Origin of the sequence: Xanthomonas sp. NCPPB 1325 (genome assembly GCF_041477645.2) — a bacterium.
Classification (GTDB): domain Bacteria; phylum Pseudomonadota; class Gammaproteobacteria; order Xanthomonadales; family Xanthomonadaceae; genus Xanthomonas; species Xanthomonas cannabis.
Genome location: NZ_CM192985.1, coordinates 4,834,744 through 4,850,712, shown reverse-complemented (window position 1 = coordinate 4,850,712; position 15,969 = coordinate 4,834,744). Strand labels below are relative to the sequence as shown.

Below are 15,969 nucleotides of genomic sequence, written 5' to 3'. Positions count from 1 at the left end.
CCCCACTGGCAATCAGCGCCGTGCGCAAATCGCTCCCCCATCGGGGCGAGCAGACACCACACGCCCCCTATGCCGCGGCCGCCTGGCCATGCCAACGCCACGCCGCGCAGGTCCAGGCAAGACAAGCGCACCCAGAGAAAGGCACGTCCGCCATGGGAGCCATCACCCCATGAACCAGCCAACCCTGTTCAGCGCGCTGATCAAAGCCGAAGTCCTGCGCACCCTGGACCTGGCTTTCGCTCAAAGCCTGCAACGCCTGGCCCCGGACACCGACCCGCAGGTCCTGGCCGGTGCCGCGCTCGCCTCGCTGGCCGTCACCAGCGGCCACGCCGGGCTGGACCCGGCCCGCGCCGGCATGCTGCTGGACCAGCGCGACGGCCCACTGCCGGCGCTTCCGGACCCCGCCGACTGGCAACGCACCCTGGCCGCCTCGCGCTGGGTCGACCAACCGGCCCCCGCAGACCCCGCCGCCGCCGACTGCCCGCTGGTCCTCGAACACGGCCTGCTCTACCTGCGCCGCTACCGCGAGTACGAACGCCGCCTGGCGTTGGGCCTGCAACGCATCGCCGCCCAACCCATGCCGGCCTTCGACCCCGCCACCCTGGCCCCGCTGTTCGCCCAACTATTCCCCCAGGCCTCCCCTCTCCCCCCGGGAGAGGGTGCCCGAAGGGCGGGTGAGGGTACGGGCCTGCCCGCGCCATCCTCCATGGGCCAGGCCCTATCCGAGCCATCCTTAACGGGCAAGGCCTCACCCGCCCCATCCCTCACGGACAAGGCGCTATCCGAGCCATCCCCCACGGCCAAGGCCTCACCCGCGTCGTCCATCGACGGCACAGGCCAGTCCCAGCCATTCCATTCCCCAGACCGCCAGGCCCAGGCCGCCGCCCTGGCCCTGCGCCGCAGCCTGCTGCTGGTCACCGGCGGCCCCGGCACCGGCAAGACCACCACCATTGCCCGGCTGTTGCTGTTGCGCATCGCCCAGGCCCACACCGCCGGCCACCCGCCGCCGCGCATCGCCCTGGCCGCGCCCACCGGCCGCGCCGCCGAGCGCATGGCCGAAAGCCTGCGCCTGGCCGTCGCCCGCGTCATCGCCGACGGCATCCACCTCGCAGCCACTCCCGGTGCAGCCCCGCCCGGGCAAGCGCAGCAGCTACCGAACCCCGCCGCTTCCCCTCTCGTTCAAGCGACAGAGCCAGCCAACCCCGCCGCTCCCCCGCTTCGTCAAGCAACGGAGCCAGCCAACCCCGCTGTTACCCCTCCCCGCCAAGCGACAGAGCCAGCCAACCTTTCCCCTCTCCCGCCTGCGGGAGAGGGTGCCCGAAGGGCGGGTGAGGGCCAATCGTCCCCGTGGAACTCCCTCCTCCCCACCGGCGCCAGCACCCTGCACCGCCTGCTCGGCGTCATCCCGGATTCGCCGCACTTCCGCCATAACGCCGACAACCCGCTGCCATTCGACCTGATCGTGGTCGACGAAGCCTCCATGGTCGACCTCCCACTGATGTGCAAGCTGGTCGAAGCCGTCGCCGACGGCACCCAGCTGATCCTGCTCGGCGACGCCGACCAGCTGCCCTCGGTGGAAGCCGGCGACGTGCTCGCCGCCATCCTGCAGGCCGCCGGCCCCGGCGATGCCCTGCAGCCCGAGGACGCCCAGGCACTGCAACCGCTGCTCGGCAGCGCGCCCGGCGACACCACGCCCGCCGCCACCTCCAGCGGCGGCCTGGCCGGCCACCGCGTGCACCTGTTACGCGGCTACCGCCAGGCCGACGACTTCGCACTTGCCCCCCTGGCCGACGCCATCCGCGCCGGCAACGCCGACACCGCCCTGGCCCTGCTGCGCAGTGGCGAGCTGGCCGGCGTGCACTTCCACGAAGACGGCGAAGACCCGCTCAGCGACGGCCGCGACGCACTGCTCGCCCACTGGCGCGCGCTGGCCGACGCCCAAGACCCCGCCGCCGCATTGCGCGCGGCCGGCCGCCTGCGCCTGCTCACCGCCGTGCGCGCCGGCCCGCAAGGCGCGCGCGGCCTCAACGCCCGTATCGAACAACTGCTTGCAGACACCGGCTCCGGCGCCCGCCGCCTCGGCGCTGCCTCGCCCTGGTTCCAGGGCCGCCTGCTGCTGATCACCGAAAACAGCTACCGCCACGGCCTGTTCAACGGCGACGTCGGCATCTGCCTGCGCAGCGACGCGACTCCCTTTTCGGAGCGCAGTGACGAAGGCGCGTCATCAGGACCAGGCCAGCCCGGCGCCCCCGCCAACCGCCACGCCCCCGCCACAGACAACCGTGCCCAAGGCCCGTTGGTCGCCTGGTTCGAAGGCGACGGCAACGGCCAGGTGCGCGGCTTCCACCCCGCCGCACTGCCCGCGCACGAAAGCGCCTTCGCCATGACCGTGCACAAGGCGCAAGGCAGCGAATTCGATGACGTCTGGCTGCAACTGCCCACCCGCGACGCCCGCGTGCTCAGCCGCGAACTGCTCTACACCGGCATCACCCGCGCCCGCCGCGCCCTGCACCTGTCCGGCAGCGAAGCGGTCATCCGCGCCGCGCTGACAAGGCACGCCGCGCGCATCTCGGGCCTGGCGTGGCGGTTAGGTGCACAGCAGCAGCCGGCACCCGCCACGCAAGCAACAGAACCATCTACTGCTTTACCCGTGCAGGGGTCGTTGTTCTGATGGATGCGAGCCGGCGTAATGGCAGAACCGCTGACGACAAAACGGAATGTTCGCCTATCGCCGTCACTACGTGTACCCGGCTAGCATCGTTGGCGAAGAATGCCTGGTGTTGCGGTATCGCCAGCATGGGAGGCATCAATGCCGAAGAAGCATGAAATCTCACTCGTCCGTTCGTCGGCGGCCGAATACCTAACCTTCCTGGCCGCAGCAGGCGAGGGCGGGGTGCAGGCGGCATACGCCGACGAGAACGTCTGGCTGACGCAGAAGATGTTGGCGCAGCTCTACGATGTCGAAACCCACACCATCAACTACCACCTGAAAAAGGTGTTCGCTGACAACGAATTGCAGCCAGATGCAGTTATTCGAAATTTTCGAATAACTGCCGCAGACGGCAAAAGCTACGACACCAAGCACTACAACCTCGCGGCCATCATTGCCGTGGGCTACAAGGTCAATTCCGAGCGCGCGGTGCAGTTCCGCAAATGGGCCACCACCATCATCGAGTCCTTCACGATCAAGGGCTTCGCGATGGACGATGAGCGCCTGCAGAACGACGGTACGGTGCTGGGCAAACGCTACTTCGAAGAGCAGCTGCAACGTATCCGTGAGATCCGTCTCTCCGAGCGCAAGTTCTACCAGAAGATCACCGACATCTATGCCACCGCCCTTGATTACGACATAACGGCGCAGGCCACCCAACGTTTCTTCGCCACGGTGCAGAACAAGCTGCACTGGGCCATCCATGGGCACACCGCAGCGGAAGTCGTTTACCACCGCGCCGATGCCGGCAAGCAGCACATGGGCCTGACCACCTGGGCCGACGCGCCACGCGGCAAAATCCAGAAGTTCGATGTGACGGTCGCCAAGAACTACCTGACCACCGGCGAGATGGCGCAGCTGCAACGTCTTGTTTCAGCCTATCTGGATCTGGCCGAGGACATGGCGCTTCGGCAGATTCCGATGACCATGCAGGATTGGGAAACACGTCTGAATCGTTTCATCGAAGCGACCGACCGGCAGGTGTTGCAGGACGCAGGGCGCGTCACTGCCGAGATCGCCAAAGCACATGCGGAAAGCGAGTTCGAAAAGTACCGCATCGTGCAGGACCAGCATTTTCTGAGTGATTTCGATCGCGTCTTGAAGCAGCTTGACTCCGAAGACCGTCTTGACGCCATCGATGACGACCCGCGCGAGACGGATTTACCATGACGTCTTGCGTCATATGACGGGTTCCGTTGTGGCCGCGCATGATCAGGAGCTTTGTCGACAAGGAAGCCGAAAAGATCTGGCTGGGTGAGCGCTGCCGCCGTTTGCCGGCCGACATCCAGTCGGTCGCGCGCCACAAGTTGCGCATGCTCAACGCTGCCGCGCACCTCGATGATCTGCGCATTCCGCCTGCCAACCGGTTGGAAGCATTGAAGGGCGAGCGACGCGGGCAGTACGGTATCCGGATCAACGGCCAATAGCGCATCTGCTTCCGATGGAGGGAGGGCGATGTCGCCGAGGTCGAAATTGTCGATCACCACTGAGCACAAGGCATCTGTCCATGACAGTCCTACCCAACATCCACCCCGGGGAAATCCTGCTTGAAGAGTTCCTCGAGCCGATGGGCATCAGCCAGAACGCACTGGCGCGCGCCACCGGCGTGCCGCCGCGCCGCATCAACGAGATCGTGCTGGGCAAGCGCGGTATCACCGCCGACACCGCCGTGCGCCTGGCCGCAGCACTGGGCACAACCGAGCGCTTCTGGCTGGGCCTGCAAGCCGATGACGAGCTGGAACAAGCGCATCGCGCGCTGGGCGATCTGCCGTCACGGATCAAGCGGCTGGCGGCTTGATCCGTGTAACAACGAGCGCGCGCGCCTACCGCGCAATGCGTTCTGCTTCGCAACCTTGAGCAAGCCCCAATGTCATACCCACTGCCGGCAACGAAGCACCTCGATTCAACAAACGCTTAAACGTAATACCCACCCGCCACCTCGATCGACTGGGCATTGATCCAGCGCGCCTCATCGGAGAGCAGCATCGCGATGACATCGGCCACGTCTTCGGGCTCTCCGACGCGGCCTAGCGCCGTTTGCGCGGCCAGCATCGCTTCGAAGTCCGGCGTCAGCCCGCCGCCGAGTTCGGTGCGGATGGCGCCCGGCGAGACCGCATTGACGCGGATGCCGCGCTCGCCGAACTCCTTGGCCATGTAGCGGCTGAGCACCTCCAGCCCGCCCTTGAACGCGGCATACGGCGCAACGCCGGCGAACGCCACGCGCGTGGTGGCGCTGGTGAGGTTGACGATGGAGGCACCGCGGCCCAACAGCGGCAACAACGCCTGGGTGAGGAAGAAGGGCCCTTTGAGATGCACGTTGAACAGCCTGTCGAACTGCGCTTCATCGACGCTTTCGATCAGGTTGAAGGTGCCGTAGCCGGCGTTGTTCACCAGCCCGGCCAGGGTGTCCTGTTGCCAGACCGTGTGCAGCGTCTCCTGCACGGCCGACGCGAAGCCGGCAAAGTTGCGCGTTTGACTCACATCCAGCGGCAGCGCGACCGCCTTGCCGCTATCGGCCGCAATGCGCGCAACCACTGCTTCGGCTGCAAGCGGGTTCTGGTGATAGGTCAGGATGACGCCCATGCCGCGGCGGGCACTGGCCAGGGCGGCGGCGGCACCGATGCCGCGGCTACCGCCGGTGATGACTGCAATATTCATGGCGTTGCGCTCGTGTCTGAAGGTGTTCCCAGGTTAGGCAGCGCTGTGCCTAGGCGCCTGCCCGAAGCTGGCGCCGGCCTGCCTGATCCTGCTTTTGCGCTTGCCGGGTGCATCGCCGCGTAGTTTCATGGGTCATGAAATCAGCACTTGTCGAGCTCAAGCGGCTCACCCGGCATGCCCAAAACCGCCGCACCGAGACCGGCATCCCGCGTGTGGCTATGGTGCAGGGCGAGGTGCCGGAGCACGCGCTGTCGGCAGTCTATGAGCCGATGATCAACCTGATCCTGCAAGGCGGTAAGTCGATGACGGTGGGCGACCGCACCCTGCAGTACGACCCGGCCAGCTACTTCGTCATGACCGTCGACCTTCCAGCCATCGGCAAGGTGCATGCCGCGGACGATGGGGCGCCCTATCTTGCGGTGAGCCTCACGCTGGACCCGCAAAGCATCGCCGCCCTGCTGCACGATCTGCCCGCGACGCAGGCGGCCATTCCTGCGGCAGGTGCCGACGCGTTATCGTTTTCGGTCGCCAGCATGACCGGCGAAATGCTGGATGCCTGGGTGCGCCTGCTGGGCCTCATGCAATGCCCCGCCGACATCCCGGCACTGGCGCCGGCCTACGAGCGCGAGATTCTGTACCGCGCATTGCAGGGCCCACAGGGCGGCGTGTTGCGGGCCGTGGCCACGCCGGATTCCACCCTGGCACGGTTGCGCAAGGCAATCCACTGGATCCGCGCCAATTACGCCCAACCCCTGCGCATCGCCACGCTTGCCGGCCAGGCCGCCATGAGTGAGTCGGCATTCCATCGCAACTTCAAGGCCGCCACCACGCTCAGCCCGCTGCAATACCAGAAGCAACTACGGCTGCTGCAGGCGCGCCACTTGCTCACCGCGCATGGCAAGAGCGTCACCACCGCCGCCATGGACGTGGGCTATGAAAGCGCAACCCAGTTCAGCCGCGAATACGCACGCACCTTCGGCCTGCCGCCGTCCCAGGATGCGGCGCGCATCTTCGAAGCGTTGCGTGGGGTGGCGGTGTGACGCGTCACAACTGAGCCTTCGCCGGAGCGGGAGCCAGGCGGCGTTCGAGCCCAACCATGCGCTCTACGTGGCGGCACCTGTCCCCGGCTTGATCGCCTTGCCCCACAAAGCTGCCAATGCCTTGCGGCGCTGGGGCCGTTGGTCGCTCAGACCGTTGGTCAAGCGGGTCGTGGCGCATGGCGGAACGCGCGCTCAGCGCCTGGTGTGATCCAAAAAACGCGAGGCCAGGCATCCGCCTGACCTCGTCTGCCGTCTGGCAGGCCGGGCGGCTTACTTGCCCTTCTTTTCCTGCTTGGCCGCGCGCTTTTCCTTCAGCGTCTTGGTCGGCTCTTTCTTCTGGCTCTTCTTCTGGTCCATCCCCTTGCTCATGACACCCTCGTAGTTGCTGGATTGATCGGTCGGGCAGCGCCATGACCCTGGCGTGCCTGCGCACTGTACGGCTTGCGCGGGGTGGAATGGCAGCGGCAGCGCAAGGCCGGGCGACGGGCGGTGTGTCCGGCCCGGCGTCTACGCGACGCAGTGTGCGCCGGCACCCCCGCGGCGTTGCCGGCTGGGCCACAAACGCAAACGCCCGCGTGCGGCCGGCAAGGTCCGCACGCGGGCGCTGGCGACAGCGGCGGGCTTACTTGGCCGGCACGCGCTGGTACTGCTCGCCACCGGTGTTGAGGTGGCCGTTGGCCGTGTCGATGGCGAAGTTCACCGTCTCGCCATCATTGGTGACCTGCAGCGCCCCGTCCTTGTAGACACCCGGGTAGCTCTCGGTCTTGGGCTTGCGGCTGAAGAACTTCGGCGTGGTGCTGCGGACCATGAAGGTCTCGCCATTGCGCTCGATGTCCATCGTCTCTTCCTGCGTCTGCACGTTGACCCAGTGGCCGACGAACTTCTCGCCCTCCTCCTTGGCGCAACCGCTCACCAGCAATGCCGCGGCCAGCGCGGTGCCCATCCACTTCATCATCGTGTGTTCTCCAGTTGAGTCTGCAGCGAGGATGACGGGCGGGGGATGTATGGGAGGTCAAGGTGTCTCGCCCAGGCTTTCAAACACAAGCGCTGACGAGCTTAGAAGAAGTCACTTGACCCATTACCCAAATTTCGAGTCTGTGTAAAACATCGGCTTCAGCGAAATTCCTTAAGTTACTTCATCCGATTACACAAGACCTAACCCTAATCGGGCTGCGAGAGCCACTGGAGGAGCTTTGTATTTCAATGCTCACAACCTGTCCCTTCGATGCCTCATGGATATGAACCACGGCGCTCTTATTGGTCCATGAAGGCGATTTTCCATAACAGTCCAATCCACGAGGAAAATGTAATTCTGTATTTTCGCCGACAAAAATATGTCTATCATGAATGCGAGAAATCGAACTCTGCGCTGCTATGCAAACCCTCAATGTCTGGTTGCCATTCAAGTTTGTGCCTTGCACAATCTCACTAAGAGACATAGAACTTGCTCTAGCACTGGTAATAATGTTCACGCTACAAGAATGGCTGCAGTGCTTAATTAGATAGTTGATTAACGATAGTGAGTCGGTATTAATGTGCTTGTCGTAAATAGTGACTCTCTCTTCCGCAGAGAAAAATCTAGAAATTGAGGATGGCGGATTCTTGGTGTTGTGTTTGAGTTTATGAATCTCGAAGGGTGAAAACCCTGGCTGTGCGGTTTTTTCAAAAACGTTGGGAAAAGCCCCCGAGCGAACTGCATAGCTATCAAGAGAGGCGAGGCTGAGTGTGCTTAATTGTTGATTTTGTGAAAGCACTAAGTATCGGCCACCAACTCGCCCAGCATGGACATAGTCTCCATTGATGCAAAGCCCGGGTAAGGGAGTGCTCGCGGATGTATATTTCAATCTTGAGTGCATTGCTGTGATAAATGCTTGGTAGATATTCTTTTCGGTAGGGTCGGTAAATTTTGAGTCGTACTCATCAAGTATTTTCTCCGAGACCGTAAGCATTGAGTTTGCAAATGGGCTGTTAAAGCTTGTAACGGGATTTTTAATTAAGAGTTCGTATAAAGCCTCAGAGTGGACAGACATGAGCATGGGTTAACTCCTTGTCCTATTAGCCAAAAGTTTTCTCATGCTTCGATAGGACTCATCAAAGAAACCCTCTGGCCAATCAGATTTAAATTCTCCATATTCATTTAAAATAAGAGATTCAAACGGCGAACTCACTGAATTCCGTAGATAAATAAATTTCACATCATCCTTCGAAATTCCTTTCTTCTGATTGCTTCGATTTTCGGAAACTGCAATTTGCAGCCCTCTCACAAAATGCTCGCTGTGAGTTTCGATTATAAAGCGACGACCTTCGAAGCTAGCTCTTGCTATAACGCCTGCAAGCCTCGTCTGAGCCATTGGGTGAAGGTGGAGTTCCGGCTGTTCGATAACAAGAGTTGCGTCTTTCGGCAGCACTGCGCTTTGAACAATGATTGGGAAAACCTGAGAAAAGCCGAATCCAACATCTGTAATGCTGTCGGATTTATCTTGACTGACGTAATCACTAGTTCGCCTGCTGCCAATTTTTACTTTCACTAACTCATCGAAAGTTTTAGTGGATGCATAATGTCCCGGGAAAACTTGTTCAAGTCCAAGACTAAAAAAAGCTAAGTCTCGGCTAAACTTACTTTCTCCTCGTGTGACCTTCTGAGTTCTCTTCTCGAGATTTGCTAGAACGCTCGGGGTGTGTTCACCCTTTACTCCAACGGCAAGGTTATGCGAGCTTCTTATATAGCTGCGTGATGGACTTGACCGCAGGGGAGCGAGATAGAATAAATTCTTCTCAAAATATGAGGTGGCACTTTCGATCGTTTCGTTGATTACACGTAGCGCAAAAACATGAGAAATCTTTCTGCTCAGAGAGCTCCTCTGAAATGTGAATTTTTCTCCGTGAGAAACTACGATCTTTTCAGCTGACGTAAGCTTTTGCTGCGTTAAGGGAAACAATCTGTCGTTGAATATGGCTAAGAGAGACTCAGAAAACTTAATCACATAAGTTTTTCGAGTTTTTTGGCGAGTTAGTTCCCAATAATTCCCTTCATTTTTGTTGCCATAGGTTGCCAGAATCGTCAAAAATCTGCTTTGGCTTGTGATTTGATCATAGTCATAAGTAAAATCTAAAGTCAGCGATTCGAGCCCTAACATCAATCGTCTTGTAACCATACTATGTTTGAGAGATTGATTGGATAGGGTTATTGATACAGTAAATGACTTGGATGTATCTTTCTTATGGATATAATCTTGAAAAACACCTAAATCAACATAGTCTCCGTGGGCTGCCCAGCATTCATGTTCATTTGCTGATGATATTGTTTGTTTTAGTCCGAGCAGTGCCTTAAGAATAGAGGATTTACCCGAGCTATTCTCTCCAAGAATTACCGTTATTGCGCTATCAAGAGGTATCGTAACTGACTTAAACTTTTTAAAATTTTTAAGACTTATCTGCTTTATTCCCATGATTTTTCCTTTGAAACAATAGATTTTATGGATTTAAATTTTGATCGGCGGTACTTGGATTTCTGCAAGCAACAGGGACGAAGTTACTTACGGCCCGCTGTCATCAGCTTGCCCAGCTCAAAAAATAAAGCGGTTCAGGCTCATTTATGTGGTTCCTCTACACCTAGGGAACTGGATGCAGCCCAAGAAGTTCTCGCCGCTGCGCCGATTTGTTCTCTGCACAAGCGCGCTGCCGCAGCGCGGGCAGCTTGGGATGGCAACGGTCGCGGAGGCAGTGGAATCAGGTGAAGCAAAGACAGGCTCGATGCGTACGGATGTCGCCGTCGGCTGCGCTGTGGCTTGTTGTTGCACCGCTCCTATCATTTCCAGTAACTGCTCGCCGCCAATCAACTCAATCGGCTTGCCTTCGGCAAATCGCTCCGCATCTTTCGTGTAGGTACCGATACAGGCGATCTTTACTGCGTGGGCTTGGTGATGGGCGAGCAGGCCGTACATCTCGCGCACGACGCTGACGCCGACTTGCTGGCGCTTCCATTGCTTGCATTGCACCAGCGTGCGGCGGCCGTTCTTGCGCAGGATCAGGTCGATGCCGCCGTCTGCGCCGCCCAGGCCGGTTTCTTCGACGCTGTAGCCTTGGCGGCGGAAGGCTTCGCCCACCAGTCGTTCGAACTGGCGCCAGCCGCCGGCTGCCAGGCTCTCCAGGCTTATGCGTGTTTCCAGAAAGCGTCGCCGGCTGCGTGTGCGCAGATAGGAGAACAGCGCAGCAAGCCAGCAGACGCCGAGCAGCGTCCACGCCAATGGCGCGAACATTCCACTCGATTGCTGGGCGAAGCCCTGCGACAGCATTCCGCTCTGGTGAGAGAACCACCAGCCGATGCCGTAGCGCACCACCAGATATGCAGCGATTCCCATCACGAAGCCAACCGGCCACGGCAATGCGGCTAGCGCTTCGAACCCGCTCTGCTTCTTTCTGCGTCCCATGCAAGAACCCCCGTTCCAGGTTCGAACATAACCGCTGGAACAAGGTTTGTCAGCAAACCAACCGGCGTTGCGATCTATCTCCCATTAACTGCGCTGCATTAAGTGCTCCGTTGCGGTAGAGCTCGCCGTTGTGCCAATGCTTGAGTTTGCTTGTGTCGCTATCAGCGCATCTTCGTAGGCCGCAGACGGGGAGCGCTTTAAATACTGAGCAATAAGATGGCAGTTCTATAGCCCATCATCATTCCCCAGGCTCACGACAGCGCTCAGCAACGTTCCGGTCCGCCACAAACTCAGCAACCGCACTCGCAAAACACGCAGGGGCTGCAAACGCGAGCAGATGCGCGCCACGCTCAACGGTGCTGAAGGTCACCAGGCCTGCGGCTTTCAGCAGCGCGGCATGCGCCTGCGCGCCGGCGTACGGGGTGTTGGGATCTAGCGTGCCGTGAATGACCAGCGTGCGTGGCAGGGTGGCGGGGCTGCGGCCGAACCAGGCGTCGCGCGGGTAGGTGGGCAGGCCGGCGTCCACCAGCAGGCCGGGGATGGGGCTGACGAACAGGGCGTCCTTGGCTTCGGTCGCGACCGTTTCGCGGGTGAGGGTTGGCCGCGCATTGTTTTCGGACGCGGCAATCAGCATGACCAGCGGCAATGCGGGCTGGTTGTCGCCGCCTTGGCCCATGGCTGCAAGTGATGTCTGCAGATCGGTGATAGTGGCAGTGAGCAACGTGGCGTCGTCACGGGCAAGGCCGTCGATGATCGCGGGGATCCGGTCGCGCAGCGTGGGGAAGTTGAGCAGCATGCCGAGAAAGCGCTTGAGGTCTTTGCCGGGGATTTGCGTGCGCCATGCGGCGCTGTCGCTGCGATCGAGCACGCTGCGATAGGTGGCGATGTGTGCGTCGTCCAACAGCGCGCGGCCTACCGCATCGACCACCGCGGTGCGGTGGCTCAAGTCCCATTGCGCGGCAGTTTCCGGTGGCACCAGGCCATCCAGCACCAGCCCATCCAATGGCACGGGCGCCACTTGCAGGGTGCGTAGTGCCAGCTGCGTGCCATAGGACACGCCGTATAGCAGCACCTTGCCCTTGCGTCGTTGCTGGCGGATCAGCAGTGCAAGATCTTGCGCCGCTTCGGTGATGGTGAAGGCCTTGGTTCTTTGCGCATCTGCATACAGCGCGCCGATGCACGGGCCCCATTCGGCGCCGGCCAGGCCCACGCCGTCTGCGCTTTGCGGCGCTTCCTGCGCGGGGCACAGGCGGGCCGAGCGCCCAGTGCCGCGATGGTCCGGAATGATCAGGTCATAGCCGGGAAAGGCGCGCCGGTAAGTGCTGATCATCGGGTACAGCGATGCGCCGGCTTCGCCCGGCCCGCCCGCAATCAGCCAGACTTCGCCGCGTCGCTTGCTCTGGTCCGGCGTAGGAAAACGGCGAACGAATAGCTCGATCGTGCCAGCATCCGCGGCTTCATGACGCAGCGGCACGTCGGTGATCAGGCATTCGCTACCGACCAATGGTGTGTGTGCCGCAGCGTCGGCACATGCGGTGAATGATGGCGGTGGCGTCTGCGCCGCGGCGACAACCGGTGCAAGGAATGCAGCAAGGCAGGCAACGGCCGCGTAGATCGTAGGACGACGCATCGAGTTCCATCTCTCGGCAAAGAGCCGCAGCATTGCCTAACGCGGCGTCGCGCGTATCGCCCGAAAGTCATTCTTCGCCGATCAGGTGCGCATGTCGCTGCGCAGATTGTGCAACAGTCAAGCGCGCGCGCGGTACGATCCAACCCCATCTGTTTGAGCGCGCATCGCTGTCGCCATGGTTTCAACACGCCCGATCCTCGATGGCACGGCCGCCAGCCAGTTCCAGCTACCAATGGGAAGCTGGGCCACGGTATTGGAGGCGCTATGCGCATGTTTCCCGAGTGTGGATGCGGCCACGTGGCGTGACCGCTTCGCGCGTGGGCGTGTGCTGGACGCGAATGCGCAGGTGCTGGATGTGTCGGCGCCGTATCGATTGGGTGCGGAGATCTATTACTTCCGCGAAGTGGCAGATGAGCCCGTCATCGCGGCGGCGGAAACCGTGGTGCATGCCGACGCGCACGTGGTGGTGGCGTGCAAGCCGCACTTTCTGCCGGTGGTGCCCGCAGGCGTGTATGTGCGCGAGACGTTGCTCACGCGGCTGGTGCGGCATTTCGATAACCCAGCGTTGGTGCCACTGCACCGCATCGATCGTGACACTGCCGGACTGGTGTTGTTCTCGGCGAATCCTGCAACACGCGGGATCTATCAGGCGCTGTTCCGCGAGCTGCGAATTCGCAAGCATTACTTGGCACTTGCACTACCGCTGCCGGGGCTGACGTTTCCGTATGTGCATCGCAGCCGGCTGGAGCCGGGCGAGCCGTTCTTCCGCATGCGCGAGGGCGTGGGCGAGCCGAACAGCGAGACGGTGATCGATGTGGTCGCGCGTGGTGCAGACACGTGGACGTATCGATTGGAGCCGGTCACCGGGCGTAAGCACCAGTTGCGCGTGCATATGGCCGCGCTGGGCGCGCCGATCCTGCATGACCGCTTCTATCCAGAGCTGGAAGATCAGCGGCCCGATGATCCGGAGCGGCCACTGCAGTTGTTCGCGCACACGTTGGCATTCGATGACCCGATCACTGGTGAGCCTCGGCGCTTCACCGCGACGATCGAACCGACAAAATTGGCTTGAGACGCAAACCTGCGCTGCGTAAAAAATCAGGCGAAATATCTGGTTTTCAGATATCCGAAAAAGCGCGCTACGGTGGCTGTGCGGACATCCCGTCCGCTCACGTCGAGGACAGACGGCATGACCACTTCGAGAGCCCTTACAACCAATACTCGGCAGCGCGTGCGGCCAGCGGCCAAAATACAAACGCACGCAGAGCCCTTCACCTTCGGCGTCACCCTGCAGCAGATCGACCAGTTCCATTCGCTGCTGCGCACGATCACTGCGCAGAGCGACATGGTGGCGGTGTGCAGTGGCAAGCCGCTGGATGCCACCAGTCTGTCGGTTCTGGGCGAGAGCATCTTCAATGCCGCCCGCGCGGTACGCAGCGTGGTCGACGAGATCTACGAGCAGCGGCTCGGTAGCGACGGTGTTGATCCGGTGTCGCACGCAATGCAGCGCCAGGCGTAAATCTTCCCCCCGCGCCGCACCTACGATCGCGCCCACGCTCCTGCTGCAGGTCCATGCTAGCGTTCCGCTGCCGAGAGCAGGCTGGCCGAAGGAGCGGGGCATGCGGGTCGATCCGATGCGCGAAGGTGTCGAGTTAGCAGGTAGCAGGCCGTTTGCCCGTGTGGCGTGGGCGTTGTTGTGGCTTGCGCTGGCCGCGTTCGCGGCCGAGTTCGTGCGCCACGTGTACCTGAAGTACGCCGCGCTGGAGTCGCCGGCATACGCCATGTTCCTGACCCGGCGCGGCTGGCTGTGGTGCCACCTGGGTGGCGGTGCCGTCGGCATAGCCCTGGGCACGCTGCAGTTCGCCACGCAAGGCTGGCGCAGGCACGCGTGGGTGCACCGCTGGGTTGGGCGTGCGTATTTCGTTGGCATGTTGGTGGCGATGCTTGGCGCCACCGGCTTGATCGCCACCTCGCCTGCGCCGATGGCGATCCGCGTGGCCTTCGCAGCGACGGAAGCGGCGTGGCTGGTGGTGGCGTCCGTGGGCCTGGTGGCCATCCGTCGCGGGCGGGTTGGCCGGCACCGACGCTGGATGGTGCGGGCGTATCTGGTGACCTTGGCGCCGGTCGTGTTCCGTGTGGTGCTCTACGCAGCGGTCGGGGCCGGGGTGGCGCCATCGCCCGATACGATCGCGGCGCTGTTATGGGCCAGTTGGGCGGTGCCGCTGCTGATCCACAAGGTGGGGAGCGCCATCGCCAACGCAGCGCGCCGGCACGTGCGGCTGTCCGCAGCCCCGGCGGGTGCCGGCGTCGGAATCGACGCTCGCTGAGGCCTGACACGCAGCGCAACCAGCCAATGCAGCACGCGTCGTGGACCAGGCGGCAACTGCCGCTCTACAGACAGGTGCCCCCTCGACCGACTCGGAAGGAAACCAGCGTTCCCTGCGCATCGAACGTCAGCGAAATCATGGTGAACGTGGTTGCGCAGGGAAAATGCGGCCACCGCGTTCGCACGGGGGCGGCCATGAGCGTGAGGCCCATGCCCATGGCGGTGCGCAGCGCATTGCGTTCCGCCCAGGCCAGTACCTGCGTTTGCGACATGCCTGGTGTCAGTTCCCGCTCGGCTTTGTCGCGCCAGTACGTCTGCTGCCGTTGCTCGGCCGGGCTTGCCGTGCAGCGGTAGCCGCCCAGTGCGACCAGCAGCAGGACGATACCGATGCCTAGCCACACCCTGCGCCTGCGTCGCCTTGCGCGATCGCGCGGGCGCAGGGTGTTTGGTTGCAATGGGTCGCGCATCGGTGGCGTGTGCCTGCGCTCAACGCACCTTGTACAACACCGCCGCACCCGGCTTGGGCTCGAACATCGGCACGGTCTGCTGCTTGAGCGCGGTGCCCTTCGCATCCCACACCAGCGTCTCGGCGGGGTATTCCTCGTTGCGGGTCATGGTGTCGATCTGCTTGACGATCACCGTCTTGCCGGCGGGCACTTCCGGGTTCCAGGCGAACACGCCCAGGCGGCCGTAGAACACCGCCGGTGCGGCGGCATCCAGGCGGCGGTCGGGGCACATGACCAGGCCGCGTTCCAGCATCACCCGCAGCGCGCCCACGGGCACGGCCTTGACGGTGGGCGCGGTGCGGTCGGTGCTGTGGCCGGGGCAGACATTGGCCGAGCGGGTGAGCATGTCCTCGACCACCTGGCGGTCGGACTGGGCCAGCGCCGGCAGCGCGGCGGTGGACAGGGCAAGCACGGCGAGGGCGGATTTCCAGGGCATCTGACAACTCCTCATGAGATGACACTCCAATACGGCAGCCCTGCAGTCGGGCTGCTGCCAGTGACGCGCCCGGATGCTAGCAATCCCCGCGTTAAGCGCTGCCAATGGTTGGCGCCGCTTCCAGGCGAGCGCGCAAGCGGGACTCGGCCACCGAAGCCACCGCCGGCCCGCCAACCGCGCACGGGCCGGCCGGCGCGTAATGCAACGGCCGCTGACGCCCATCGCCGCTGTCA

Annotated in this window: 14 protein-coding genes and 2 pseudogenes; 8 read left to right on the top strand and 8 right to left on the bottom strand. The window is 62.1% G+C overall.

Annotated features, from left to right (window positions below):
* Window positions 1-169 precede the first annotated feature (169 nt).
* From recD to ACCQ10_RS20500, 4 genes and pseudogenes are all read left to right on the top strand, one after another.
* Window positions 170-2,671, top strand: a complete 2,502-nt coding sequence (gene recD, locus ACCQ10_RS20515; protein ID WP_372361755.1) for an exodeoxyribonuclease V subunit alpha — start codon at window positions 170-172, stop codon at window positions 2,669-2,671.
* A gap of 138 nt (window positions 2,672-2,809) precedes the next feature.
* The gene (locus ACCQ10_RS20510; RefSeq protein ID WP_372361754.1) at window positions 2,810-3,880 is read left to right on the top strand and encodes a virulence RhuM family protein; all 1,071 of its coding nucleotides are present in this window, start codon (window positions 2,810-2,812) and stop codon (window positions 3,878-3,880) included.
* A 38-nt stretch (window positions 3,881-3,918) separates the two neighbouring features.
* Window positions 3,919-4,200 (top strand): annotated as a pseudogene (locus ACCQ10_RS20505) (type II toxin-antitoxin system RelE/ParE family toxin).
* Window positions 4,201-4,217: 17 nt separating this feature from the next.
* Entirely contained in the window at window positions 4,218-4,508 is a 291-nt protein-coding gene (locus ACCQ10_RS20500) for a HigA family addiction module antitoxin (RefSeq protein ID WP_372361753.1), read from the top strand.
* A 116-nt stretch (window positions 4,509-4,624) separates the two neighbouring features.
* Here the strand turns inward: ACCQ10_RS20500 and ACCQ10_RS20495 are convergent, their stop codons facing one another.
* Complete coding sequence (locus ACCQ10_RS20495; protein WP_372361752.1) at window positions 4,625-5,368, bottom strand: SDR family NAD(P)-dependent oxidoreductase; 744 nt, start codon at window positions 5,366-5,368, stop codon at window positions 4,625-4,627.
* Between the two features lie 218 nt (window positions 5,369-5,586).
* Here ACCQ10_RS20495 and ACCQ10_RS20490 point away from each other — a divergent pair, with 218 nt between their 5' ends.
* Complete coding sequence (locus tag ACCQ10_RS20490; RefSeq protein WP_372363185.1) at window positions 5,587-6,408, top strand: AraC family transcriptional regulator; 822 nt, start codon at window positions 5,587-5,589, stop codon at window positions 6,406-6,408.
* A 622-nt stretch (window positions 6,409-7,030) separates the two neighbouring features.
* Here the strand turns inward: ACCQ10_RS20490 and ACCQ10_RS20485 are convergent.
* The 5 genes from ACCQ10_RS20485 to ACCQ10_RS20465 all read right to left on the bottom strand — a co-directional run bounded on the left by ACCQ10_RS20485 (window position 7,031) and on the right by ACCQ10_RS20465 (window position 12,468).
* The gene (locus ACCQ10_RS20485; RefSeq protein ID WP_104646524.1) at window positions 7,031-7,363 is read right to left on the bottom strand and encodes a hypothetical protein; all 333 of its coding nucleotides are present in this window, start codon (window positions 7,361-7,363) and stop codon (window positions 7,031-7,033) included.
* Window positions 7,364-7,544: 181 nt separating this feature from the next.
* Window positions 7,545-8,444, bottom strand: a complete 900-nt coding sequence (locus ACCQ10_RS20480; RefSeq protein WP_184551210.1) for a hypothetical protein — start codon at window positions 8,442-8,444, stop codon at window positions 7,545-7,547.
* A 3-nt stretch (window positions 8,445-8,447) separates the two neighbouring features.
* Complete coding sequence (locus ACCQ10_RS20475; RefSeq protein ID WP_184551209.1) at window positions 8,448-9,857, bottom strand: DUF3696 domain-containing protein; 1,410 nt, start codon at window positions 9,855-9,857, stop codon at window positions 8,448-8,450.
* Between the two features lie 144 nt (window positions 9,858-10,001).
* Window positions 10,002-10,838, bottom strand: coding sequence for a restriction endonuclease (locus ACCQ10_RS20470; RefSeq protein WP_184551208.1), 837 nt, complete (start codon window positions 10,836-10,838; stop codon window positions 10,002-10,004).
* A gap of 238 nt (window positions 10,839-11,076) precedes the next feature.
* Complete coding sequence (locus ACCQ10_RS20465; protein ID WP_184551207.1) at window positions 11,077-12,468, bottom strand: alpha/beta fold hydrolase; 1,392 nt, start codon at window positions 12,466-12,468, stop codon at window positions 11,077-11,079.
* A 175-nt stretch (window positions 12,469-12,643) separates the two neighbouring features.
* On the opposite strand from ACCQ10_RS20465, the gene ACCQ10_RS20460 reads away from it, so the two are divergent.
* The 3 genes and pseudogenes from ACCQ10_RS20460 to ACCQ10_RS20450 all read left to right on the top strand — a co-directional run bounded on the left by ACCQ10_RS20460 (window position 12,644) and on the right by ACCQ10_RS20450 (window position 14,802).
* Window positions 12,644-13,540, top strand: coding sequence for a pseudouridine synthase (locus tag ACCQ10_RS20460; RefSeq protein WP_372361751.1), 897 nt, complete (start codon window positions 12,644-12,646; stop codon window positions 13,538-13,540).
* Between the two features lie 117 nt (window positions 13,541-13,657).
* Window positions 13,658-13,987: a hypothetical protein gene (locus tag ACCQ10_RS20455; protein ID WP_372361750.1), complete on the top strand. Its 330-nt coding sequence runs from the start codon at window positions 13,658-13,660 to the stop codon at window positions 13,985-13,987.
* Window positions 13,988-14,102: 115 nt separating this feature from the next.
* Window positions 14,103-14,802 (top strand): annotated as a pseudogene (locus tag ACCQ10_RS20450) (DUF2306 domain-containing protein).
* Between the two features lie 57 nt (window positions 14,803-14,859).
* On the opposite strand, the gene ACCQ10_RS20445 reads toward ACCQ10_RS20450, so the two are convergent.
* Window positions 14,860-15,261 (bottom strand): hypothetical protein, encoded by a 402-nt coding sequence (locus tag ACCQ10_RS20445; protein ID WP_372361749.1) that lies wholly within the window; start codon window positions 15,259-15,261, stop codon window positions 14,860-14,862.
* 19 nt (window positions 15,262-15,280) lie between these two features.
* The gene (locus ACCQ10_RS20440) at window positions 15,281-15,736 is read right to left on the bottom strand and encodes a hypothetical protein (protein ID WP_024939627.1); all 456 of its coding nucleotides are present in this window, start codon (window positions 15,734-15,736) and stop codon (window positions 15,281-15,283) included.
* Window positions 15,737-15,969 lie beyond the last annotated feature (233 nt).